The following is a 22,440-nucleotide window of genomic DNA, read 5'->3' as shown; positions in this document are numbered from 1 at the left end:
TCGCTATGAAAACTGAGCGAACCATAAAGAACTGCCGTCAACAAGGAGGAGTAAAGGTATAAATCGGACTTAACGGGCGAGAATCGGCCGCAGGACCTTCATGTCAAATCAGGTTCGGGATGGGCGATGCTCGGTACATGGCATCGACGGCCAGCCGCTCGCGCGGCCGCTACGCCCGGACGGCCGGGCGCCGACGAGAGATCGCTCAGACGGTCCTCGATCTCGTCATGGAGAAAGGTCACGCGCAGGTGACGATCGCCGAGGTCGCCAGGCGGGTCGCGACCAGCGAGGCCACCGTCCTGTACCACTACCCGAGTAAAGATCATCTGCTCGTGGCCGCGCTGGAGCGGGACGACGAGCTGGCGGTGGATCGGGCCGAGCGCGACGGTGTGCCGCCCAGCGCCGGCCTGCCCGGCCTTGACCTGGACGCCCTCGGCGCGTACGCGGGTGGCGAGGGCGTCCGCGAGGCGGTTATGCGGCTGCGTGTCGTTCTCGCCGGTCAGGCCGCGATCCCCGGCCACCCCGCCGAGGAGTACGTCGCCCAGCACCACCGAGCCGCGGTCGAGACCTACGCCCGGCTGGTCGCCGATCGCCAACGTGACGGGAAGGCGCATCCGAGCCTGGACCCGGTCGAGGTCGCACGGCAGTTCATCGCCCTTTGGGGCGGCCTGCAGGCCCAGTGGCTCGTAGCCCGTGACTTCGATCTCGGGGCGACCCTGGTCAGCGCCTTTCGCCGGCTCTCCGGCCAGAACTGGATGGAGGCGACCCGCGCCGTGCTGGAGCCGCCGAGCGGCATCTGAACGACGCGGCGGCCGGGCTGGGTCGGATCACGGGCTTGGTCGGATCAGGGCTGGGCCGGATCAGTCTCCGCCGCGCAGCTCCAGGGTGCAGCATTTCGGGCCGCCCCCGGCCTTCTGCAGCTCGGATATGTCCACGCCGATCGGTTCGAAGCCGCGGTCGCGCAGCTGCGCGATCACCCCGGTGGCGCCGTGGGGGAGCACGACGTGACGGCCGTCGGAGACGGCGTTGAGGCCGAACGCCTCGGCGTCGTCGGTGGAGGCGGTGATGGCGTCCGGGTAGAGCTCCTGCAGCCGGCGGACGCTGTCGGCGCTGAAGGCCTGCGGGTTGTACATGATCAGGTCGTCGTCGAGGACGGCGAGGGCGGTGTCCAGGTGGTAGTAGCGCGGGTCGGTCAAGGTGAGGGTGACCGTCGGCAGGCCGAGGAACTCCTGGATCTCCGTGTGGGCTTCGGGGGTCGTCCGGAAGCCGGAACCAGCCAGGATGCGGGCCCCGGCGGTCAGGCAGTCGCCCTCGCCCTCGTTCGTCCACTGTGCCTGGCGGACCACGCTGAACCCGTGGTCGGTGAACCAGCCGCGGAACACGTCGGATTCGGGGCGCCGCTGCGGATGGCGGAACCGCGCGACGAGGACCCGCCCGTCGACGACGGTCGCGCCGTTGGCGGAGAACACCATGTCGGGCAGGCCGGGGCGGGGTTCGAGGACGTCCACCCGGTGCCCGAGCTCGAGGTACAGGTCGCGCAGCGTGGTCCACTGCTCGAGCGCGACCTTGGGGTAGGTCGGCAGCTCCGGGTGCATCCAGGGGTTGATCGAGTACTCGACGTCGAAGTACGTCGGCTCGACCATGAGGTAGTGGCGGCCGGTGGCGGTCCGCTGCATAGGCCCTCCGAGTGCCTCGGGTGCGCGTGTCCCTGTCCCTGTCCATTCTTACGGGCATGGCACGTGCTCCCTGGTGCGAACCACCGCGAGTCGGGTGATGGGTCACATTTCGCACCCCGACCGGCGCGCTCGAGCCTGCGCCTGGGTGCCGCCTGCGCCTGCGTTGCCGCGGGGCCTTCTGCGGAAGGGCACAATGAGCCCTACAGGACCGTGAACGCGACAGCCGAACCTGCCGCGAAAACCAGCCATTGGTGTCAGATTTCCAGAGGAGCCCGGGGCTGCGCCCGGGCGTCATCCGGCGGTGCGGACGGGCGCCCGGCGGTGGCGCCAAAGGACCGGCGCGGCGGCCCCGATGGCGGTGAGGGCGGACGTCCAGGCGAGGTGGCGCAGGTCCGCCCAGGAGAACCGCTCCGAGAGCAGCTTCGCCAGCAGCAGCTCGACGGCGCTGACCGCGAGGGTGGCGATCATCCACCACAGGACCGCCGCACCGATCTCGCGGGAGACGCTGCGTTCCCGGGCTTGCTGCACCGATCGGATGAGAACGCCGCGGGCGGCGTATTCCGCTGTCCGGCGGGCCCGCCGCCGGCGTACGGGCCGTCCGTGCCCACCGGCCACCCACTGGATGTAGGTCTGGCGCAGGTCGTCGCTCTGCTGTGACCACTGTTCCCAGGCGCCGGGGGCGCGCCGCAGCGCGTCGGCAAGCTCGACCGGGAGCTCTGGGCCCGCTTCGTCTCCAGCCATCCGGGCATTGTCGTGGTGTGCGGGTGTCCCGGATGGCTGAATGCGTGAAGGACCCCGCATACCGGACGTACGTGGGCTTCGCGCCTGACACGGACAGCGTGGAAGGCTGTTCCGTAGATGCGGAGAAGGAGCTATAGTTGATCCGCAAATAAGGATCAGAGCCTTCTGTGTTGCCGTGACTGCGGCTCCATCGGGTGGGAGTGGAGGGTCGACACCATCACGACCGCCCAGACCGTGTCGGGCAGGCAGCGGCGATCGCCGGTCGAGAGGGCTGTTCTCGGCCTGCTGATCGGGTGCGTCCTGTTCGCCTCCTCCGCTTTCGGGGTCCTGCTGCTCATCGGGCCCTTCGTGAAGTCGCTCGGCGAAAGCGAGGCGACCTACGGGGCACTCTGCGCCGCGGCGGCCCCGACAACCGCGATCGCGCTGCTGCTGTTGCTGCGGTACCCGCGCAAGGTCGCACCGCACCGGCTGCTGGCCGTGGCCTGTGTGATGTACGCCGCCGCCGCGCTGCTCGCCGCCGCCACCGACTCGGTCGGCGCGTGGCTCGTGGTGGCCTGTGTCGTGCTCGGCACGGCCTGGTCGGTCACCTACACGGCCGCACCGATGATCGCCTCCGCTCTGGCGACGGACGCCGACCGCGCCACCCTCATCGGCTACGCGACGGGGACGATCCAGGTCGGTTTCGGGATCGGGCCGGTGCTCGGCAACGCGCTGCGCCGGGCCGGGCTGTCCTACCAGGAGGTCTTCGTCGCCGGGGCCGGGCTTGCCGTGGCCGCGGCCTGCCTGGTGGTTCCGCTGGCGATCTTCCTGGGGCGCCTTCGCGTCGGCGCCTCTCCCGCCGAGGCCGCGGTTCGCGATGCTGCCGCTGATGGTCCGGCCCCGGCCCCGGCCCCGGCGTCGGCACCGGCGGCCTCGCGCAGTGTTTTCCGGTCGCCCAGCATCGTGCCGCTGGCGATGGTCCTGCTGTGCGCCTGCGTCTTCACGACGATGAACAGCTTCCAGACGACCTTCGCCGACAGCCGTGACCTCGATTTCGACATCTTCTACGTGACGTACACGATCGCGGTGATCGCCGTCCGGCTGGGGCTGTCGCGCTTCCTGCCGGACAGTGCCTCGGACCGGGTGGTGGCCGTGACGACGATCGGCATGATCGGGTCGGTCACCGCGTTCGTCTTCGTCGGTTCGAGTCCGGTGCTCTACTGCGTGGCCTCTCTCGCGCTGGGCTGCACCTACGGCCTGGGCCTGCCGGCCTTCCAGGCACGGGCGGTGAACCTCGCCGGCCCCGCCGAACGGGCCCGGATGCTGCCGATGGCGGGCCTGCTCTTCGAGGTGGCGATCCTGGTCTTCCCGCTGGTCGCCGGCTCCGTCGTCGGTGCGAGCGGCTACCGCGGGCTGTTCGCGCTGCTCATCGGCATCACGGCAGCCGTCACCGCGCTCGGCCAGATCCGCGGCCGCCGCCCAGAACGCGTGGCGCCGCCGCCGCTGCCGTCCGTCCCGACTGCCGCGGTGGCGGATGGCGGTTCCGCGGAACCGGCCTGAACACCCCGGTTCCGCGGTTCCGGGCGGTTCCGCGGAACCGCCCCGAACCCGAACCCGCCCGAGCCGCGCCCCGCGATCGTCTGGAGGGCTGGATGTACTTCTCCACCACCTACGCCGAGGCCCGCGGCCGTCTGCTCGCCGCCGCGGCCGACCGGGGCGGGCGGATCACGTCGCTGCGCAACGACACGGCGAGGGGGGCCGGCGGCGAGGAACTGTTCACCGACGTCATCCAGCTCGGCCAGCTCCCCGGCCCCGGCCCCGGCCCCGGCGCCGGCAGCGGCCCCGGCAGCGGCAGCGGTGGCGGTGGCGGTGGCGGTGGCGGTGGCGCAGCGCTGGTGCTGGTCAGCGGCACGCACGGGACGGAGGGCTTCGCCGGCTCCGCCTGCCAGCTCCGGTTCCTCACCGAGTTCGACCCGGCCACCGCCCCCGGGATGTCGGTCGTGCTGGTGCATGCGCTGAACCCGTTCGGTTTCTCCCACCGGCGCCGGGTCAACGAGGACAACATCGACATCAACCGGAACTTCGTCGATCACGACCGGCGCCCGGTGAACGAGGGGTACTCGGCGCTGCACCGGTGGCTGCTGCCGGCCGACTGGGAGGGGCCCGCGCACGCCGCGGCCGACGAGCAGATCTTCGCGCACCTCGCCGCGGTGGGGGAGCGTGCCACCCAGCTCGCGATCACCGCCGGTCAGTACCACCACCCCGACGGCCTGTTCTACGGCGGCGCCGAGCCCTGCTGGTCGAACACGACCTGGCGCTCGATCATCCGCGAGCATCTGACGGGCTACGACCGGATCGCCTACCTCGACCTGCACACCGGTCTGGGAGCGCGCGGCGCCGCGGAGCCGATCTTCCGCGGCGGCGAGGACCCGGGCGCGTTCGACCGGGCCCGCGCCTGGTACGGGCCGGCGCTGACGGACTCCGACGACGGGACGTCCAGCTCGACGCGCATCGGCGGGAACTCCGCGCGGGCGCTGATGGACGAGCTGCCCGACACCGAGCTGACCGCGATCACCCTGGAGTTCGGCACCCAGGACGCGATCACGGTCCTGCGGGCGCTGCAGGCCGACAACTGGCTCTGGCTGCACCGCGCCGCGGCGGGCCGCGAGGCGGCCAAGGAGGCCGGTGACGCGGTCGAGGTGACCGAGGAAGTCGAGGTGACCGAGGAACAGGTCGCGCGCATCGCCGGGCTCGTCCGCGCGGCGTTCGACCCACCGGACGAGGCCTGGCGCACCGAGATCCTCGACCGCGGCCTGGCCGTGATCGCCGCAGCCGTGACCGGCCTGACCGGTGTGACCGGTGTGACCGGTGTGACCGGTGTGACCGGCCTGACCGGCCTGACCGCGAGCTAGGCGCCGGAGGTCAGGACAGCAGCTCGCGGATGTCGTCGGCGTCCAGCGCCGTGTCGACGAACTCGCCGCTGTCCATCACGCCGGAGAACAGCTCGGCCTTGCGTGCCTTCAGGGCCATCACCTTCTCCTCGATGGTGTCCCTGGCGACGAGCCGGTACACCATGACATTGCGGGACTGGCCGATGCGGTGTGTACGGTCCACCGCCTGCGCCTCGGTCGCCGGGTTCCACCAGGGGTCGAGCAGGAAGCAGTAGTCCGCCTCGGTCAGGTTCAGTCCGGATCCGCCGGCCTTGAGACTGATGAGGAAGACCGGCGCGGAACCTTCCTTGAACCGTCGCAGGACCTCGGGGCGGTCGCGGGTCGAGCCGTCGAGATAGCAGTGTTCGATACCGGCGGCGGTGAGTGTTTCCCGGACCCGGCCGAGGAACCGGGTGAACTGGCTGAAGACGAGGGCCCGGTGCCCGCCGTCGGCGACGTCCCGCAGCTGCTCGAGCAGGACGTCGATCTTCGCGCTGGGCGTGTCGTCGTGCTCGTCGTCGACGAGGCCGGCGTGCAGGCTGAGCTGCCGCAGCGCCGTGAGCGACCGCAGGATGGTGAACCGGTTACGGTTCAGGTCGCCGATGAGGCCCAGGATCTTCTGCCGTTCACGCTGCAGGTGGGTCTGGTAGATCCGCCGGTGCCGGGTGTGCAGCTCGACCTCCAGGATCTGCTCCTGTTTGGCGGGAAGCTCCGGCGCGACCTGTTCCTTGGTACGCCGCAGCATCAGCGGCCGGATCCGGCGCCGCAGCTGCGCCAGGCGCTCGGCGTCACCCTGCTTCTCGATCCGGCGGGCGTAGTAGGCGTCGAACCGGCCGCGGTTCGGGAAAAGCCCCGGCGCGGTGATCGACAGCAGTGACCACAGCTCCATCACGTTGTTCTCCAGCGGCGTTCCGGTGACCGCCAGCTTGAACGGCGCGGGCAGCAGCCGCGCGCACTGGTACGCCTTCGACTGGTGGTTCTTGATGGTCTGCGCCTCGTCGAGAACCAGGCCGGCCCAGGAGACGGCGGAATACGCCTCGATATCGAGGCGGAAAAGCGTGTAGGACGTCACGACCACATCGGCGCCCGCGATGATCTCGGGGAGGGATCCGCCGCGGCGGCGCAGCGTGTCGGTGATGGCGGCCACCCGCAGCGACGGTGCGAACCGGGCGGCCTCCGCGGCCCAGTTCGCCACCACGCTCGTCGGCGCGACGATGAGGAACGGCGGCTGCCCCGGGTCGGTCTCGCGGGCGTGGCAGATCAGCGCCAGTGACTGCACCGTCTTGCCGAGCCCCATGTCGTCGGCGAGGATGCCGCCGAGCTGGCATCCCCACAGGAAGGTCAGCCAGCGGAACCCGTCCGCCTGGTAGGGCCGCAGCGTGGCCTGGAGGGTGTCCGGCGGCTCCTTGGCGCCGGCGGCGTCGAGGGCCAGCAGGCCCGACACCTGCCGGCGCCACGCCTCCGCCTGGCGCACGACCACGCCGATGCCGGTGAGCTCCTCCCACAGCCCGGCCTGGAAGCGGCTGATGCGCAGCTCCCCGCCGGAGCCGGCGCCGGCTCCGGCTCCGGGGGTGTCCCGCAGCGCCTTCGCCTCCTCGACCAGGGTGCGCAGCGCCCGCAGGTCCGGCCGGTCCAGGCTGAGGTAGGCCCCGTCGTCGAGCAGCAGGTAGGGCTCCTGCCGGCTCAGTGCCGCCAGCAGCGCCGCGAACGGGATCTCGCGCCCGGCCAGTGTGACGGCGACACCGAGATCGAACCAGTCCGTCTCACCCGGGACGTCGTCCGTCGACACCTCGATCCGCAGCAGCTCCCCGGCCTCGCGGTAGTCCGCGGGACGTCCGCCGACCTCGACGGTGAGACCGTCGACCCCGGTCAGCTGCGGGAGCAGCCCGGTGGCGAACCGCATCGTCTCGACACCGGCGAGGCGCACCGGAGCGGCCGAGACGTACTCCTCGCCCGGCGGCCGGGGGACGTCGCCACCCCCGCCCGGCGCCAGCAGCGCGGTGGACCCCGGTGGCAGCCGCAGCCCGGCGAGGATCTCGGCCTCGGCCACCTCGTCACGGAACCCGCCCGTGGCGGCGGTGGTGGAGGCGCTGGCCAGCGGTGTGCGCTGCCGAGCGCCGCCGACCGTGTAGGCCCATTCCCAGGCGATCTCGACGGCGTGGCCCGGGCCGAAATCCGCCCGCATCACCAGCTCCGGCGGTGTGATCACCGGCGGCTCGAACGAACCGTCACTGGAGATGATCCGGGCCACCCGGCGCAGCCGCGGGTAGAACTCGTCGACGAATCGCGGCTGTTCGGCGGCCGGAATCCGCAGGACCTCGGTCTCCATCGTCATCTGGATCAGCGCGGCGGAGGCTGGCACGCTCAGCCGGACGAGTCGCAGGTGCCAGTCCTCAGGACGATCCGAGGCCGCGATCTCCGCCCCGTCGATGCCCACGACGCCGTGATCGCCGATGAACGCGATCGGCGCGACCGCAAACGCGGCATCCGCGTCCGCATCCGCGTCGACGTCTGGGGCGAGGCCCCCGTCGATGTCCGCGTCGACGTCGGTCAGGCACAGCAGCGGAGCGACGGTGAGTTCCGCAGCACCGGCACCGGCACCGGCTTCGCCTTCAGCACCGCCTTCGCCTTCGGCTGAGGTCACGTCCAGGTACAGCTCCGCGGAGCTGTACCGCTCGATGTCGGCGAGCCGCCGGTTGCCGTGCACCAGCCGGACTCCGGCCGCGGCGGCCTCGTCGAGCAGCGGCCACAGCCGCGGACTCGTGAAGGCGCCGAGGTCGAGGTATTTCACGTCGCCGTACACGTAGGCGCCGTACCCCGTCTCCTCCTGCCCGGAAAGGTAGACGGCGTACATCTCCCGCAGAATTCGCAGGTGCGCCGGGAGATAGCTGTCGCGCTGAGCGCCGTACGGGGAGTTCAGCTTCGACCAGGGGAGCGCGTTGATCCAGCCGGTCTTCCCCGCCTTCACCAGCCGTGCCCGCACACCCACTGACGGCCCGCCGCCGCGACCTGCGCCGCCCCTTCCATCACTGCGCCGACGGCCCCGCCCGCCACGGCTCGACCGCGCCGCCGGCACTTCGGCGGACTCGGCGGAGAGGGTCAGCTCGATGGCGAGCGGCGTCGTGCCGTGCGGCTCGTTCGTGGCCGATCGTTCGCCGATCAGGGCCGCCAGCGACGACGCCCAGTCCCGTGCACCGGTGGCGTCAGACCGGTGAGCAGGGGTGCCACCGGCGCGGCCGGCACCGTTCGAACCGGCACCGCCCGAACCGGCGCCGGTATCGCCGGCGCGGGTGGCCGCCGCCAGCACCAGCGCGACGGCGTGCTTGCAGTCGAGGCCGACCGGGCAGGTGCACCGCCCGCCCTCGAACCACCACTGCTCACCGGAGCCGACGCCGGTGAACTGCACGGTGGTCAGGTACCGCTCTCCGTGGCTTCCCGCGACCACACCGGCCAGGGTGTTCCCCGCCGGACGCCACGACACCTGGAGGACGGCTCCCTCCTGGGCGTACCCCAGCCCACGCCGGTAGGTGGTGTCACCCACAGCGACCCGCAGATGGCCCCGATCGACGTCGCACAACTCGGCGGGCAGCATGCGTACGACGCTAAACCCGTCCCATCCCGACCCAGGCACCCCTACCTGCGGAGACCACGTGGGGGTCGCACGCACGGGGGCACGGACGGGTGGGCACCGCTGAGGATCTGGACCCGGTCGCCGCGGTAGACGCATTTCCGCAGGTCAAAAGGATCCGTTCGGAGAACGGCACTGTGAGCCTGCCGCGGATCGGTGTTCCGGCCGAACTCCGACAGCCTTTTTCTCGACCCTTCGGAGTACCCCTAATGTCGCTATGGGAAGGTTTGACATGACTTATGGGCCTGTGCGGGGGCCGGAGACAGGGGGATCTGTGACTGCAAGTGACGAGGGGTGGAACTCCGGATCGGCTGCGCCGGACTGGGTGCCGGCGGGCGTGGATCTGAGGACTGACGTTCCGCACTCGGCCCGGGTTTACGACTACATCCTGGGCGGCAAGGACAACTTTCCGGCGGACCGTGCCGCTGCCGAAGATATTGTGAAGGACTGGCCGCATCTCCCGGTATCCATGCGGTCGAACCGGAGTTTCATGGCCAGGGTCGCCCGCGTCCTGGCCGAAGAGCACGGCTTCCGCCAGTTCCTGGACATCGGAACCGGCCTGCCGACCCCGCCCAACCTGCACGAGGTCGTCCAGGAGGCCGCGCCCGAAGCGCGGATCCTCTACGTTGACAACGACCCCATCGTGCTGGTGCACGCGCGTGCCCTTCTCACCAGCTCGGCGGAAGGGCGGACGTCCTATCTCGACGCGGACTTCGGCGACCCGGCGGCAATCCTGGGCTCGGCGCAGCTTCAGGAGACCATCGACCTCTCCCAGCCGGTGGCGGTGAGCCTGATCGCGATCGTCCACTTCATTGTCGACGACGATGTCGTGCGGTCCCTCATCGAGCAGCTCATGGCGCCGCTGGCGCCCGGGAGCGTTCTGGCGCTGTCCACCTGCACAGCCGACAGCGCGCCGGAAGAAGTGCGGGTGGGTGTGGCCGCGTACAACGCCAATGGAATCCCGCTGGTCGCGCGGGACAAGGCCCGGGCGGAAAGCCTGTTCACCGGTCTCGAGCTCATCGATCCCGGCGTGGTTCTCGTCAACCACTGGCACTCGGACGAGGCAGCGGCCGCCACGGACGACGCGCACGTCCACATGTACGGCGGAATCGCCCGGAAGTCCTGAGTGCCTCTCGCGCGGGGCTTTCCACGGCCCCGCGCGAGCCCCGGCGACGTCGGAGCGCCCACAACCGCACTGTCCTGTCCGCGCTGCCACTGGCCAGCAGGTCGCCGTCCCTGCTGGGCGTACTGCAGCCCAGGCCGGTAGGTGGTGTCACCCACAGCGACCCGCCATGCGTCTGACGCTGAACCCGTCCTATCCTCGTGCAGGACACCCGTACCTGTGGAGACCACGCGGGGGCCGACGCCGGGAGGCCCGCGACGCCCACGTCGGACCCGTTGCCCCGGATCCGTCTGGTGCCTGCTGATCCGCTGGTACAACAGGCCGGTGGTCACCTTTCGTTGTGCAAGCTGTAGCAGCCTCTGACTAGCGAGGTGAGGGCAGGTAAACCGCTGGGAGAGCTGGCAGGCCCGGGGCCGTCTGGCCATGGAGCCGCGCCGCCGTTGATCGCGCAGGGTACATTCATGGTCAACTTTGATGGCAGTTTGTTGATTCTGAACCCGAATGACCTTCTGGGAACGGCATGTCACGCCGACCCTCGGCGGCGCATTGGTTGCTGCGGCCCTGACGGGCAGAATGGCCCCAATCTGGTTTGCTCGGGCTGTGGCGTCGAAGTCGCAACGGAGGAGCGCGACTGCTGGACCGACAATCTGGTCGCGCTGATTGCCGCTGCGGTTGTCGAGGAGCCAAAGAACCAGTAGCAGAGGGCGGCTTTCCACAGCCCCGCGCGGCCCCCGGCGCCGCCAGTGGTCGGCGACGAGTCTGGTCAGGTGCTGATGACGAGGTCGTGCTGGGCCTGAGCCATCGCGGTGACCTCGGACGCCGGTACCAGCCGCAGGTCGGTCCGGCCGTCGGGGAACATGGTCGTGACCAGGCGCAGGTCGGTGCGTCGCAGCGAGAGGCCGGACAGGTCCCGCAGAGCGTCGGCGACGACGAGGTGGGCCACCGCGGAGCCGGCGGCCGGGGGGACAACGACCACGTCACCGTCGGAGCGGCCCACTCCGTTCACCCACTTCACCGCCGAACGGATCTGCTCCGCGGCTCCTTCCCACACCACACCGGTGCGGTGCACGACGACGGCGCCGCCGCGAGCCGGCGTCGGCGCCAGAGCCTCGGTTTCGCGCTGGCGCGGTTCCGCGGAGCCGCCCACTGGGTCGCCCGCTGAGTCGCCCGCTGAGTCGCCCACCACCGAGTGCAGCTGCCCGTCGGGTAGCAGGGAGCGGCACCGGATGTCCACGCCGTGGGTGCGGGCCCAGGCGACGGCCGAGTGGTGCAGCACCTTCGCGCCGTGCCGCGACATCGTGATCATCATGTCGTAGGGCAGGTGCGCCAGCGTGCGGGCGTCCGGCACCAGGTGCGGGTCGGCGGTGCAGATGCCGGGGGAGTCGGAGAAGATCTCGCAGGCCGGCGCGCCGAGCGCGGCGGCGGCGGCGATCGCGGAGAGGTCGGAGCTGTTGCGGCCGAGCATGACCGGGTGCCCGTCCGGCCCGATGGCCTGGCCGCCGGGGATGACCAGCACCTGGCCCGGTTCGGCGAGCTTCGTCAGCATGGCCGGGTCGATCTCGGCGAGGTCGGCGTGGTGCGGTTCGCCGGTTCCGCGGAACCCGGTGTCGGCGGCGGTCAGCGCGAGGGCGGGCAGGCCGGCGTCGCGCAGCGCGGCGGTCATGAGCGCGACGTTGACGGTCTCCCCGGTCATCAGCGCGGTGCCGAGCAGGTCCCGGTCGGGGTCGGGGGAGACGGACCTGACCAGGGCCGAGAGCCGGTCCGTCTCGCCGGCCACGGCACTGACCACGACCACCGCCCGCGCGCGGCCCCCGGCCCCGGCCCCGGCGCCGGTTCCGGTTCCGGTTCCGGAACAGCCGTCACTGAGGCGGTCCGCGACGTACCGGGCGATGAGCCGGTGCGAGCCGGGGGCGGCGAACGACGCGCCCCCGAACTTCAGGACGATGGCGGAAGCGGCTGCGGGTCCGCCGGTCAGATCCATGTGGACTCGGTGGCGAGCCGGGCGATCTCCACGGCGGTCAGCGCGGCGCCGACCATGAGGTTGTCGGCGACGACCCACATCAGCAGCGAGCACGGGTCGTCCAGGTCGGCGCGGATCCGTCCGACATGCACCAGCGAGCTGGACTCCACCGAGGAGCACACCTGCCGCGGCCGCGGATATCCCTCGTCCTCACCGTAGGCCCGCACGCCGGGGGCGGCGCGCAGCGCGTCGAGCGCGTCGGCGGCGGTGACCGGCCGGTCGAAGGTGATGTGCACCGCCTCGGAGTGCCCGTTGACCACCGGCACGCGCACCGCGGTCGCGGCGACCCGCAGCGCCGGCAGCTCGAGGATCTTGCGGGGCTCGCGGCGCAGCTTGTGCTCCTCGTGGGAGATCCCGGCGTCGTCGCGCAGGCCGATCTCGGGCACCAGGTTGAACGCGAGCGTCCGCCCGAACCTGCTCGGCGTCTCGGCCGGCTCACCGCCGTCGAGGACCTCGCGGGACGTCGCCGCCAGCTCCTCCAGGCCGCGCAGCCCACCACCGGACGCCGCCTGGTAGCTCGCCACGACGAGCCGTTCCAGGTTGCCGAGCGCCCGCAGCGGGTGCAGCGCCCGGACCAGCTGGATCGTCGAGCAGTTCGGGACGGACACGATCCCGCGCGCCGGGCGGGTCGCCATCGTGTGCGGGTTGACCTGCGGGACGACCAGCGGGACGTCGTCCTCCATCCGGAACGCCGAGCTGTTGTCGACGACCAGCGCGCCGGCGGCGGCGACCTTCGGGCCCAGCTCCAGGCTGATCGGCGCGCCCGCGCTGAAGATCGCCAGGTCGAGCCCGGCGTGCTCGGCCCCGGCCGGGTCGAAGTCCTCCAGTGCCACGACCTGCTCGACCTTCAGGTCCAGGCCGTACTCGGCGGCGAGGTCGCGGCCGGCGGAACGGCCCGAAGCGACCGGGACCACCCGCTGGACGCCGGGCAGCGCCCCGGCATCCAGCAGCTGCAGGCACTGCTTGCCGACGACGCCGGTCGCGCCGATGACGGCGATGTCCACTGTTCTCGTGCCCCTTCTCGGTCTGCGCGGTGCTCGGTCTTGCGCGGTGCTCGGTCTTGCGCGGTGCTCGGTCTGCGCGGTGCTCGGGCGGTGGACGCCCGGGTGGTGGACGCTCAGTCGGTGGCGACGGCGTCCTGGTCGGCGAACTGGGCGTCGAGGTCCACCCAGCCGCCGTCGACGAACATCAGCTCACCGGTCACGTACGTCGCGGCGTCGGAGGCGAGGAACACCGCCGGGCCGGCGATCTCGCTGGGGCGGGCCCACCGGCCGAGCGCGACCTTCTCCGCGTAGGCGCCGGCCCAGGCGCTGCTGGCCCGGATCGGCTCGGTCAGCGCCGTCTCGACCGGGCCGGGGGCGATCGCGTTGACCCGCACGCCGGCGCGGCCCAGCTCGGCGGCGAACACGCGGACCATCTGGGCGAGCGCCGCCTTCGTCCCGGCGTAGATCACCTGGCCGGGCTCGACGACGCGGCTGCTGATCGAGGAGATCACGATCATGCTGCCGCTGCCCTGCGGGGCCATGATCCGTCCCGCGCCGCGCAGGACGTTGAAGCCGCCGCGCAGGTTGACGTCGGTGACGGCGTCGTACTCGGCGTCGGTGTACTCGATCAGCGGCTTGCGGATGTTGATCCCGGGGGTGCAGACCGCGACGTCGAGCCGGCCGTGCTCGGCGACGACCCGGCCGAGCCAGCTGTCGACCTCGGCGGAGCTGCGCACGTCGACGATGCTGGCGTCGGTCTGCCCGCCGGCGGCCTCGATGGCGGCGATGGTGGCCTTCAGCCCGTCGCCGTCGACGTCGGAGCAGGCCACGACGGCGCCCTGCTCGGCGAACGCGACCGCGATGGCCTGGCCGATTCCCGACGCCGCCCCGATTACCGCGGTGATCTTTCCTTCGAGTCCCAACATGCGCGCTCCCGTTCAGGTGACCGATGTGATCGACGTGACCGACGTGACCGACGTGACCGATGTGATCGGCACGGCCTACGTGGCCGGTACGGCCGACGCGGCTGACGTGCTCGTGGACGGATCCCCGGAGCCGCGGGAACGGCCGAGCCGGCGGGTGAACCCGTCGAGGATCGTCGTCACGGTCTCCGAGGACCGGATGTGAACCATGCAGAGGATCCGGTCGCCGGGACGGGTGTGGCGCCGGAAGTAGTCGTTGACCGCCGGGTCGTCGCAGGTGGGCCTGGCCCGGTAGAGGTCCGTCGGCACGCCGATGCCGCTGATCCGTCCACACCGGCGGTCGAAGGGTGCACCCGGCGCGACCGCGTCGGCGACCCGGGAGGCGAGCTCACCGAGGCGGGCGTCGCGCTGCTCGCGCCGCGGGTCGGGGTAGAGCACCGCGCCGGGCAGCTGGCCGTACGCGCGCATCGCGCAGTAGGCGACCGGGTTGTAGGTGCGCAGCACGTTGATCCGCGGGAACTCGGCGGTGGCGACGACCTGTTCGAGCAGGGCCAGCCAGCTGGAGCTGAACGCGGCACCGCCGCGCAGGTCGCGGTCGACGAACTGGATGCCGATGTGCAGGAACCGTTCGGCGGCGGCGGTCGACGCCCAGCTCGCACCGAGCGCGGCGACGGGACGTCCGTCCGCGCGGGTGCAGACGACGAGGTGCTCGGTGGAGCGGAACAGGTCGGGCCGGGCCTCGAACAGCGCCGTCATGCGCAGGTCGGGCAGCGCGGCCGCGAGGCCTTCCTTGAGCCACCGGTCCGTCCCGGTGTCGAGCGGGTTGTCGTCAGAGTGGAAGCGCAGCAGGTCCAGGGGCGGGGCCGGGGCCGGGGTCGGAGTCGGGGCGGGATCCGGAACCGGGTCAGGGGCCAGGCCCGTCCCGGCCGGCACGGAAGGAGTCGTGCCGGCCGGGACGGCGGGCGCGTCGGCCACCGCCGAACCGGCTGGTGGAGCCGACGGCGCCTGGGCGGCCACCATGGCTCAGACGAGCCCGGCGGCGAGTGCCTTGCCGGCGGCGAACGGGTCGGCGTCCGCACCCGTACCCGCTGCCGCCTCGGTGGTCGCTGCCGTGCTGGTGGCCGCGGCCTCGGCCGGGCCGGTGTCCGCTCCGGCGTCGGCCGTCCCGCTCGCGACGACGTGCTGGTAGAGCTCGAGGAAGTAGGCGACCCAGAGGTTCGCGACGACCTCCATGTGCTCGATCACCCGGGCCTCCTCGGCCGGCGACCCGACCAGGGAGACGAGGACGTCCCAGACGAACGTGGCGTGCTCGTCCTCGATGTCGGTGCCGACGTGGCGGCGGGCCCCGGCGAGCTTCTCCCGGCCCAGCGCCTGCTCCAGGTTGCGCACCCAGGAGGGCTGCGTCTTCGTCGTCACGTACTCGACGAAGTAGACGCTGCACAGCAGCGCCAGCGGCGTTCCCTCGAACTCCATGCCGTACTGCAGGTAGCCGGTCAGCAGTTTGGTCGAGGCGAACGGCTCGGTGGAGTAGATCTCGTCCTTGCTGACACCGACCTTCGCGAGGTCGCCGGCGAACCACTCGTCGTGGAGCATCTCGTCCTCGACGTAGTGCGCCCATTTCGCGCCCCGGACCGGGTCGCGCTTCGAGAAGTAGCCGATCGCCAGCGCGTCGATGGTCCGCTTACGGCGCAGCCGCAGGATCGTCTCGATGTTGTGCCGCTTGTAGTACTCGATGTTGATTTCCTTGCCGGACATCTGGTGGTCCGCGTACGGGATGTCGGCGTAGAACTTCGCGATCCGGGCGTCGAGAGTGTCGTCGATCTGCTGGCGCAGACCGGGTGAGACCTGGCCGGCCCGGGCCTTCGCCGCGGCACGCGGCTCGCCGTACCAGTCACGCGGGTTGTCGTCCATGGTGCGCTCCTTTCGGAAAGGCCTGGCTTCAGAAGAAGTCCGGTTCTCGGGACGGATCTGCCGCTCGACGCTCAGCACTCAGCAGCCGCAGTCCGGGGTGCGCCGGCGTACCAGCCGCCGCGGCGGGACGGGGCCGGCCACCGTGGTCCCGGCCTCGTCGGTCATCACCGTGTCGACACACGTGAACGTCAGTGCGTAGCGGGTGGTGGGGGTCAGGCCGAAGCCGAGGTGCACCACGCCGTTGTTCGCGCCGAACATCTCGTTCAGCCCGCAGTTGCCGGGCTGCTGGCGCAGCACCGGGTTCAGGCCGATCCCGAACTCCCACAACACCCGGTAGGCCTCGTCGGCCGCGTACAGGTCGGTCAGCGCCGCCACCGCGCCCTTTCCGGCCGGGTCGGTCGGACGGACGTCCGTCACCAGGCCGTTGGTGAAGGTCATGATCACCGGGTTGTCGCGCAGTGCGTCCAGGTCCTTGAACAGAGCGGCCTGCTCCTCGACACAGTCCGGATCGTCACCGCGGTGCACGATCGGGGCGCCGAGCAGGGTGATGGTCCCGTTCAGGTCGAGGCGCTGGGACGTGTCGAACCGGTACAGGCCGGTCGGGGCGGCGCTGGCCTCACCCGACGGCGCGATCTGCTGCTCGCCGGGGCCCAGCGTGCCGGCCTGCTGGTTCCACTCGTAGTCGGCCGAGATGGCGAAGGTCGCCGACGTCGCCTCGCGGGGCGCGGTCAGCCAGACGTACGGGGTCTCGCTCAGCGCGCCGAACAGCCGGTCCGCCCGCGCCTCCAGCGCCACCGGGTCGGTGCTCTCGACGACGGTGAGGAAGTAGGCCACCTGGGCGTCGGTCACCGGCGTCGACCCGCAGGGCATGGCGACCAGACGTCGCCCGGGCCCGAGGGACGCCGGTTCGGGGGAGGTCACGAACCGGTCCGGGCAGACCACGAAGATGTCAGCGCTCGCCGGGCAGCGATCGGAGCGCAGGACGTCGTCGAGCGACTCGTCGGCCTCGATCGTGCCGATGGCGGCCCGACTGTACCGGGTGCTCGGGGCGAGGATGAAGTCCTCGACGCGGTCGGCCTGGGTGAGGAGGAGGAACGTCTCACTGGGATTCCCGAAGACCTGATGCCGGTCGGGATGGACGACGAACTGTGCCATTGAGTCCTCCCGATTTCGGGAACTCCGGCCCACCTGGGCCGGCAGGGAAGTCATGAAACGACGTTCTGTGTACGGTGCGGAACCTCGATCTGGGGCGGGTCGGCCCGGTCATAGCCGGCCCGCCCCAGTCGACGGCATCAGCCGAGGAGGGTGCCCAGGTAGCGGTCGTTCTTCTTGACCTGGATCTTCTTCTGCTCCATGCTGCACCTCCTTCGCGGGTCTACGCGGTGGGCGGGAAATCGGCGAGAGCGATGCGTCTCGCCGCCCGGTCAGCCGAGGAGGGTGCCCAGGTAGCGGTCGTTCTTCTTGACCTGGATCTTCTTCTGCTCCATGCTGCACCTCCTTCGCGGGGTCTACGCGTCGGGCAGGAAGTCGGCGAGGGTGGTGCGTCTCGCCGCGCCGGTCAGCTGGCCAGGCCTACCGGAGTCTGGGGCGGCACCTGGGTGATTTCGTTGTCCAGGATGCCGAGGAGGACGTCGCCGCGGTCGTTCGTGACGACGGTGCCGGGGGCGATGATGTCGAGGTGGTACTGGGTGAACGGCGTGAGCCCGATTCCCCAGTGCAGGCAGCCCTGGGTGGCGCCGTACACCTCGTTCATCGCGTGGTTTCCGGGCAGTAGTTCGAGGGTCGTGTTCACCGCGTGGCCGATTTCCCATACCAGGCGGTAGCGTGAGTCGACCTTGAAGAGTGCCTCCAGCATGTCGACCACCTGCTGGCCAGCCGGGTCGATTGCCTGGAGTGCCGTTATTTTACCGTTCTCGACGGTGGCCCGCACCGGGTTTTCGCGCATTGGCCACAGCTCGCTGTGAACGCGCTTCTGGTCGAGCCGGGAGAAGGACGGGGTGCCTGAGTGGAGAATCGGGAGGCCCGCAATGATTATCTCGCCGTCGAGAGGCAGGGACAAGTGCTCCTCGAATTCAATTATTTCGATCGGCAGCACGCTGATCTCGCCGGCCGGCACGATCTGCTGCTCGCCCCAGTCCACGCGGCCGGCCTGCTGGTTCCACACCAGCTCGCGGTCCCACAGGCGCATCCGGGCCACCGTGCCGTACTGCTCGTTCCGGTATTCGAGCACGTCACCGCGCTCGGCCAGCTCGAAGAACCGGTCGGAGAACGCCTCCTGGGCGTCGGGGTCGGTGGCCTCGATGCAGCGCAGGAAGTGGGCCAGGACGGACAGGTCCGTCGGAGTGGAGTTGCAGGCCATGCCCAGCAGCTTGCGGCGCGGGCCGAGCACGTCCGGAGGTGGCGACTGGAAAAAACATTCTGGCGACATGACCAGAACGTGTGCCTGTTCGGGAACCTCTTCCCGCATGATGCGCGCAAACTCCTCGGTCCCGCCGGTGAACACGATTATTCGTGTTCCGACGTAGCCCTCGGTGTTGACGACCTGCACCTTGTCCAGCAGAGAGGTGTTCGTCACTAGGCAGAACTCGGTGTCGGTCGGATCGCCGAACTGGCGAATTCTGGTCGGATCGACGACGAGTTCCGTCATGAGATCTCCTCCGGGACGAGGATGACTGAGTTGGCTTCGCGATGGGAACCGCGGCGTTTCCGTCGTTCCTGGCTGAACGACAAGGACGGTGCGGTGCGATGATGGCGGCGGCCGGGCGCAGCCCGCGTCCGCCGTGCCACCTCGGTGTGGCGATCGGTGCTGAACCGGGGAAACTGATCGCGCCGGGTGTTCTTTCCACCGGGTCGGGCCTGCGTCATTGGCGGCCCTGGATCATCGGATAACATCCGGCCGGTGGTGGTGTGACCGCGGCGACTTCGTGCCGGCGAGAACTTCTTCCGCTCTCCACATTCCGCTGGGAGAACCTGCCGGAATGTGTTGACCCGCTGACCGGGCGGATCTGTTGAATCGGATTCTAGCGTGTTCTGGAATGGGCTGGAAGGGGTTCACTGTGAAAACTTCATGTTTCGCGGCGGCTGTTGGGCCGGATGGTTTCCCGGTCTCCTCCGATCCCCCATCGATGGATCGGGAAACCATCCGGCCGGCCCTCATCCCCGTGGTCCCGAGACGAGTCGGGTCGGGATCGGGACGCAGGTGCGTACCTCGTGTGTTCCGTTCCCGGCGGGCAGCTCGATTCCGGTCACGTGGACGTCCACGCTGTAAAGCCGGGTCAGGCTCTCGCCGGTGACGACGTCCGCCGGCCGGCCGTCGGCGACGACCCGGCCGTCGGCCATCAGCACCGCCCGATCGGAGTACGTCAGCGCATGCGACGGCTGATGCGACGTCATGACCACGGAATGGCCGTCGCGGGCCAGCTCCTCGACCACCCGCAGGATCCGCACCTCGTTGCCGTAGTCCAAGGCGGCCGTCGGCTCGTCCAGCACGAGCACCGGTGCCTGCTGCACCAGGGCCCGCGCGAGCAGGACGAGCTGTCGCTCACCTCCCGACAGGTGCGGGAAGGGGCGGTCGGCCAGGCGGATGATCCCGAGACGGTCGAGCTGGTCGCGGGCGCGCCGGCGGTCCGCCTCGCTCGGAGCGGACAGCGGCGGGAGGTGCGGCGTGCGGCCCATCACCGCGATGTCCAGTGCGGTGAAGGGGAACGGGGTCGACGCGGTCTGCGGCACATAGGCCACCCGCCTGGCCAGGTCGCGGGCCGACATCGAGCCGACGTCCCGCCCGTCGATGCGGACGGTGCCCCGATGCGGCCGGAGCAGGCCGAGCAGACAGCGCAGCAGCGTCGTCTTCCCCGCGCCGTTCGGCCCCAGCAGGCAGCAGACCTCGGCCTCGGCCAGGGTCAGGCTGACCCCGGTCAGCCGATGGCCGCCCCGGGGATAGCTGAACGTCAGATCATCCATCTGTACTCGCGGCGCCGCGGCCGTGCGCGCGGCCGCGGCGCCGCCCGGGGAGCCCCCGGTCTGTGGTGTCTCCGGCCCGGCGGTCTCGATCACAGCCACTGTCGACCCGCCCTGGCCAGAAGCGCGACGAAGAACGGCGCGCCGATGAGTGCGGTCAGGATGCCCAACGGCAGGTCGAGCTCGGTCGCGGTGCGGGCGACGTCGTCGACGGCCAGCAGATACCCCGCCCCGAGCAGCGTCGTCACCGGAAGCATGCGGTTGAACGACGGGCCCGCGGCGAAACGGGCCAGGTGCGGGACGACGAGCCCGACCCAGCCGATGATGCCCGCCACGCTCACCGCCGTAGCGGTCATCAGCGTCGACGCCGTGATCGTCACGGCCCAGATCCGGGTGCGGTTCACGCCGAGCGAGCGCGCCTCGTCGTCACCGGTGGCGAGCACGGTCAGCGGCCAGCGCACCGTGTAGAGCACGACCAGGCACGTCCCGATGATGATCGCCGGCACGAGGAGACTGTGCATGCTGGCCCGGCCCAGGTTGCCGAAGAGCCAGAAGGTGATCTCCGGCAGGGTCGTCTCCGGGTTGGCGAAGTACTGCGCGCTGGAAATCAGCGCGTTGAACATGGCGCCGATGATGACCCCGCCGAGCACCAGGATGATCAGGGAGCCGCGGCCCACGAGCCGCGCGATGCTCACCGCGAGGACAGCCGCGAGCAGCCCGCAGCCGAACGAGATCGTCTGCAGCGCCGCGGTGGGCAGGCCGATGAGGATCGACACCGAGGCTCCGAAGCCCGCGCCCGCGGCCACCCCGAGAACCTCGGGGGACACCAGCGGATTACGGAACATCGTCTGGTAGGCGGCGCCGGACGACGCCAGCGCCGCACCCACCAGCAGCGCCGCGAGGATCCGCGGCAGCCGGATGTTCATCACGACGGCCCGCTCCTGCCCGCCGATCTCCGGGCCGATGCCCGCGATCTCATGGGCGAGGATCTTCACGACGGTCTCCGGGCTCAGCGAGAAACGCCCCAGCCCGAAGGAGACCACGACGAGGACCGCGAGCAGCACCGCGAGCAACCCGACGCGGCCGCCGCTCACCAGCAGCGCCACGACCCTGCCGCGCGCGGCCCGGGGTTCGGAGATCGTCGCAGGCCCGTCAGGCACCTCCGCCGAAGCTTCGGCTACCGAGCCTTCAGCCACCGAGGTGACGGCGGTGTCGGCCGTGTCGGCGGTTGCGGCGTTGCCGGAAGTACCGGCGGCACCAGCCGCATCAGCGGTGGCGGTCTCACCGGACGGCTTCGCGAGCTCGCCGGGCATCGATGGGGCGCTCATCGGCGGGCCGCCAGACTCGCCGGCAGGTTCTCCAGCCGGGGGACGACCTCGCCCGCGAAGAGCCGGACCGTGTTCTGCTGGATCCGCAGCGGGACGGAGGCGCTGAACGAGGGGCGGAGGCTGACCCGTTCGATGCCGAGCGAGTCCCGCAGCTCCGCCATCCGCCGCGCCACCGTCTCGGGACCGCCGACGATCGCGGTCTCGTGCAGGAACCGGGCCGGGTCGAGGTCCGGCTCGCCGCCGGTCAGGTGCCCGTGCTCGTGGACGCCGTGGGCGGCCAGCCGCGCGGTGAGCTTCTCGACGAGCGGGCGGGCGATCGCAACGGCCTCGCTGTCAGTGCGAGCGACCAGGCAGAACCGTTCGATCCGCAGGTCGCAGGCGCGGCCGCCATGGGAGGTGAACACCGCGACACGGCTGGCGAGTGACGGCCCCGACTCGACCGCGGCGAGGATCAGGCCGTGGCCCCGGCTCGCCGCCCACGCGACCGACTCGTCGGAATGCGCCGCGACCTCGACCGTGGGATGCGGGTGCTGTGCAGGCGTCGGCCCGACCCGGTACTGCGCGCCGTCGGCGACGACCGGATGCCCGCGCCAGTACCGCAGCACGGTGTCGAGCGCCTCGGGCAGATCCACACCGTTCCCACCCGGGGACCGTGCGACCCGCGCGTATTCGGGGATGGGCCAGCCGACACCGAGAATCACCCGACCGCCCGAGATCCGGTCGAGCGTCGCGAGGTCGGCGGCGAGCCGGATCGGGTCGTAGAGCGCCAGGTGCAGCGCGGTGAACCCGATCCGGATCCGGCTGGTGGTGGCCGCGACGGCCGCCGCCATCGGAACGGGCGCCGGCCGCGCCCGCAGCGTGCGTGAGCCCACCGAGGTCAGATGGCCGTCGCTGAACCAGAGGCTGTCGAAGCCGAGCTCCTCCGCGACGCGCCCCAGCTCCGCCAGGGAGTCGGGTCGCGTCGTGTCGAGGTCGCCCCGGCCACCGGGAAGGCCGAACTTCATGATCGTCGTCGCAGGCTGGGTACCTGTCTGCGTCGCAGACTGCGAAACTGGCGTGTACTCAAGCGTTTCCCCCCGACCAGCCATGCCCTGACGGCGTTTGGTGATCAAACAGTTGCTGAAGGTGTCCGCGGGGGGGAGTGCGTCCCTAGGGCAGCGGTGCGCAGGGGGTGACGTCGGGCTCTCGTTGCCCGTCACTCCTCGGATGCGGAACGAATCGAGAGTAGCTCACGCATCTGC

At 70.8% G+C, this 22,440-nt stretch carries 18 protein-coding genes; 5 read left to right on the top strand and 13 right to left on the bottom strand.

Features of this window, described 5'->3' with window-relative positions; genetic code table 11:
• The first annotated feature begins 137 nt into the window (after positions 1-137).
• The gene (locus tag ACG83_RS04325; RefSeq protein WP_054565407.1) at positions 138-800 is read left to right on the top strand and encodes a TetR/AcrR family transcriptional regulator; all 663 of its coding nucleotides are present in this window, start codon (positions 138-140) and stop codon (positions 798-800) included.
• A 60-nt stretch (positions 801-860) separates the two neighbouring features.
• Here the strand turns inward: ACG83_RS04325 and ddaH are convergent, their stop codons facing one another.
• Entirely contained in the window at positions 861-1,676 is an 816-nt protein-coding gene (ddaH, locus tag ACG83_RS04320) for a dimethylargininase (protein ID WP_054564815.1), read from the bottom strand.
• A 291-nt stretch (positions 1,677-1,967) separates the two neighbouring features.
• Complete coding sequence (locus ACG83_RS04315) at positions 1,968-2,417, bottom strand: YdeI/OmpD-associated family protein (RefSeq protein WP_054564814.1); 450 nt, start codon at positions 2,415-2,417, stop codon at positions 1,968-1,970.
• A gap of 234 nt (positions 2,418-2,651) precedes the next feature.
• Between ACG83_RS04315 and ACG83_RS04310 the strand changes: the two genes are divergently transcribed.
• The gene (locus tag ACG83_RS04310; RefSeq protein ID WP_054564813.1) at positions 2,652-3,956 is read left to right on the top strand and encodes an MFS transporter; all 1,305 of its coding nucleotides are present in this window, start codon (positions 2,652-2,654) and stop codon (positions 3,954-3,956) included.
• Between the two features lie 92 nt (positions 3,957-4,048).
• Positions 4,049-5,308 carry a M14 family metallopeptidase gene (locus ACG83_RS04305; protein ID WP_054564812.1) on the top strand — a complete coding sequence of 420 codons (1,260 nt, stop codon included), beginning with the start codon at positions 4,049-4,051 and terminating at the stop codon, positions 5,306-5,308.
• Positions 5,309-5,318: 10 nt separating this feature from the next.
• Here the strand turns inward: ACG83_RS04305 and ACG83_RS04300 are convergent, their stop codons facing one another.
• Positions 5,319-8,918: a DEAD/DEAH box helicase gene (locus tag ACG83_RS04300; protein WP_054564811.1), complete on the bottom strand. Its 3,600-nt coding sequence runs from the start codon at positions 8,916-8,918 to the stop codon at positions 5,319-5,321.
• A gap of 268 nt (positions 8,919-9,186) precedes the next feature.
• Here ACG83_RS04300 and ACG83_RS04295 point away from each other — a divergent pair, with 268 nt between their 5' ends.
• Both ACG83_RS04295 and ACG83_RS43885 read left to right on the top strand, forming a co-directional pair.
• Positions 9,187-10,080: an SAM-dependent methyltransferase gene (locus ACG83_RS04295; protein ID WP_083473010.1), complete on the top strand. Its 894-nt coding sequence runs from the start codon at positions 9,187-9,189 to the stop codon at positions 10,078-10,080.
• A 458-nt stretch (positions 10,081-10,538) separates the two neighbouring features.
• Positions 10,539-10,775, top strand: coding sequence for a hypothetical protein (locus ACG83_RS43885; RefSeq protein WP_131831078.1), 237 nt, complete (start codon positions 10,539-10,541; stop codon positions 10,773-10,775).
• Positions 10,776-10,840: 65 nt separating this feature from the next.
• Here ACG83_RS43885 and ACG83_RS04290 read toward each other — a convergent pair whose 3' ends face one another.
• From ACG83_RS04290 to ACG83_RS04240, 10 genes are all read right to left on the bottom strand, one after another.
• Positions 10,841-12,058 (bottom strand): hypothetical protein, encoded by a 1,218-nt coding sequence (locus ACG83_RS04290; RefSeq protein ID WP_054564809.1) that lies wholly within the window; start codon positions 12,056-12,058, stop codon positions 10,841-10,843.
• On the bottom strand, positions 12,049-13,101 hold the full coding sequence (locus ACG83_RS04285; protein ID WP_054564808.1) for an aspartate-semialdehyde dehydrogenase: 1,053 nt from the start codon (positions 13,099-13,101) through the stop codon (positions 12,049-12,051). Before ACG83_RS04285 ends, ACG83_RS04290 begins: the two co-directional genes overlap by 10 nt.
• Positions 13,102-13,214: 113 nt before the next feature.
• Complete coding sequence (locus tag ACG83_RS04280) at positions 13,215-14,006, bottom strand: SDR family NAD(P)-dependent oxidoreductase (protein WP_054564807.1); 792 nt, start codon at positions 14,004-14,006, stop codon at positions 13,215-13,217.
• Positions 14,007-14,081: 75 nt separating this feature from the next.
• Complete coding sequence (locus ACG83_RS04275; protein ID WP_152991253.1) at positions 14,082-14,978, bottom strand: hypothetical protein; 897 nt, start codon at positions 14,976-14,978, stop codon at positions 14,082-14,084.
• 48 nt (positions 14,979-15,026) lie between these two features.
• The gene (locus ACG83_RS04270; protein WP_200931265.1) at positions 15,027-15,914 is read right to left on the bottom strand and encodes a hypothetical protein; all 888 of its coding nucleotides are present in this window, start codon (positions 15,912-15,914) and stop codon (positions 15,027-15,029) included.
• A gap of 78 nt (positions 15,915-15,992) precedes the next feature.
• Complete coding sequence (locus tag ACG83_RS04265) at positions 15,993-17,069, bottom strand: hypothetical protein (protein ID WP_054564805.1); 1,077 nt, start codon at positions 17,067-17,069, stop codon at positions 15,993-15,995.
• Positions 17,070-17,472: 403 nt separating this feature from the next.
• Positions 17,473-18,561 carry a hypothetical protein gene (locus ACG83_RS04260; RefSeq protein WP_054564804.1) on the bottom strand — a complete coding sequence of 363 codons (1,089 nt, stop codon included), beginning with the start codon at positions 18,559-18,561 and terminating at the stop codon, positions 17,473-17,475.
• Positions 18,562-19,067: 506 nt separating this feature from the next.
• Positions 19,068-19,973, bottom strand: a complete 906-nt coding sequence (locus tag ACG83_RS04250; protein ID WP_235497619.1) for an ABC transporter ATP-binding protein — start codon at positions 19,971-19,973, stop codon at positions 19,068-19,070.
• Positions 19,964-21,199 carry an iron ABC transporter permease gene (locus ACG83_RS04245; protein ID WP_235497617.1) on the bottom strand — a complete coding sequence of 412 codons (1,236 nt, stop codon included), beginning with the start codon at positions 21,197-21,199 and terminating at the stop codon, positions 19,964-19,966. Before ACG83_RS04245 ends, ACG83_RS04250 begins: the two co-directional genes overlap by 10 nt.
• Positions 21,196-22,203 carry an LLM class flavin-dependent oxidoreductase gene (locus ACG83_RS04240; protein ID WP_054564802.1) on the bottom strand — a complete coding sequence of 336 codons (1,008 nt, stop codon included), beginning with the start codon at positions 22,201-22,203 and terminating at the stop codon, positions 21,196-21,198. Before ACG83_RS04240 ends, ACG83_RS04245 begins: the two co-directional genes overlap by 4 nt.
• Between the last annotated feature and the right edge of the window lie 237 nt (positions 22,204-22,440).

Source organism: Frankia sp. R43, from assembly GCF_001306465.1.
GTDB classification, from domain to species: Bacteria; Actinomycetota; Actinomycetes; order Frankiales; family Frankiaceae; genus Parafrankia; species Parafrankia irregularis.
Note: the sequence above shows the minus strand (reverse complement) of the source record. Positions and strands in the feature narration are given on the sequence as shown.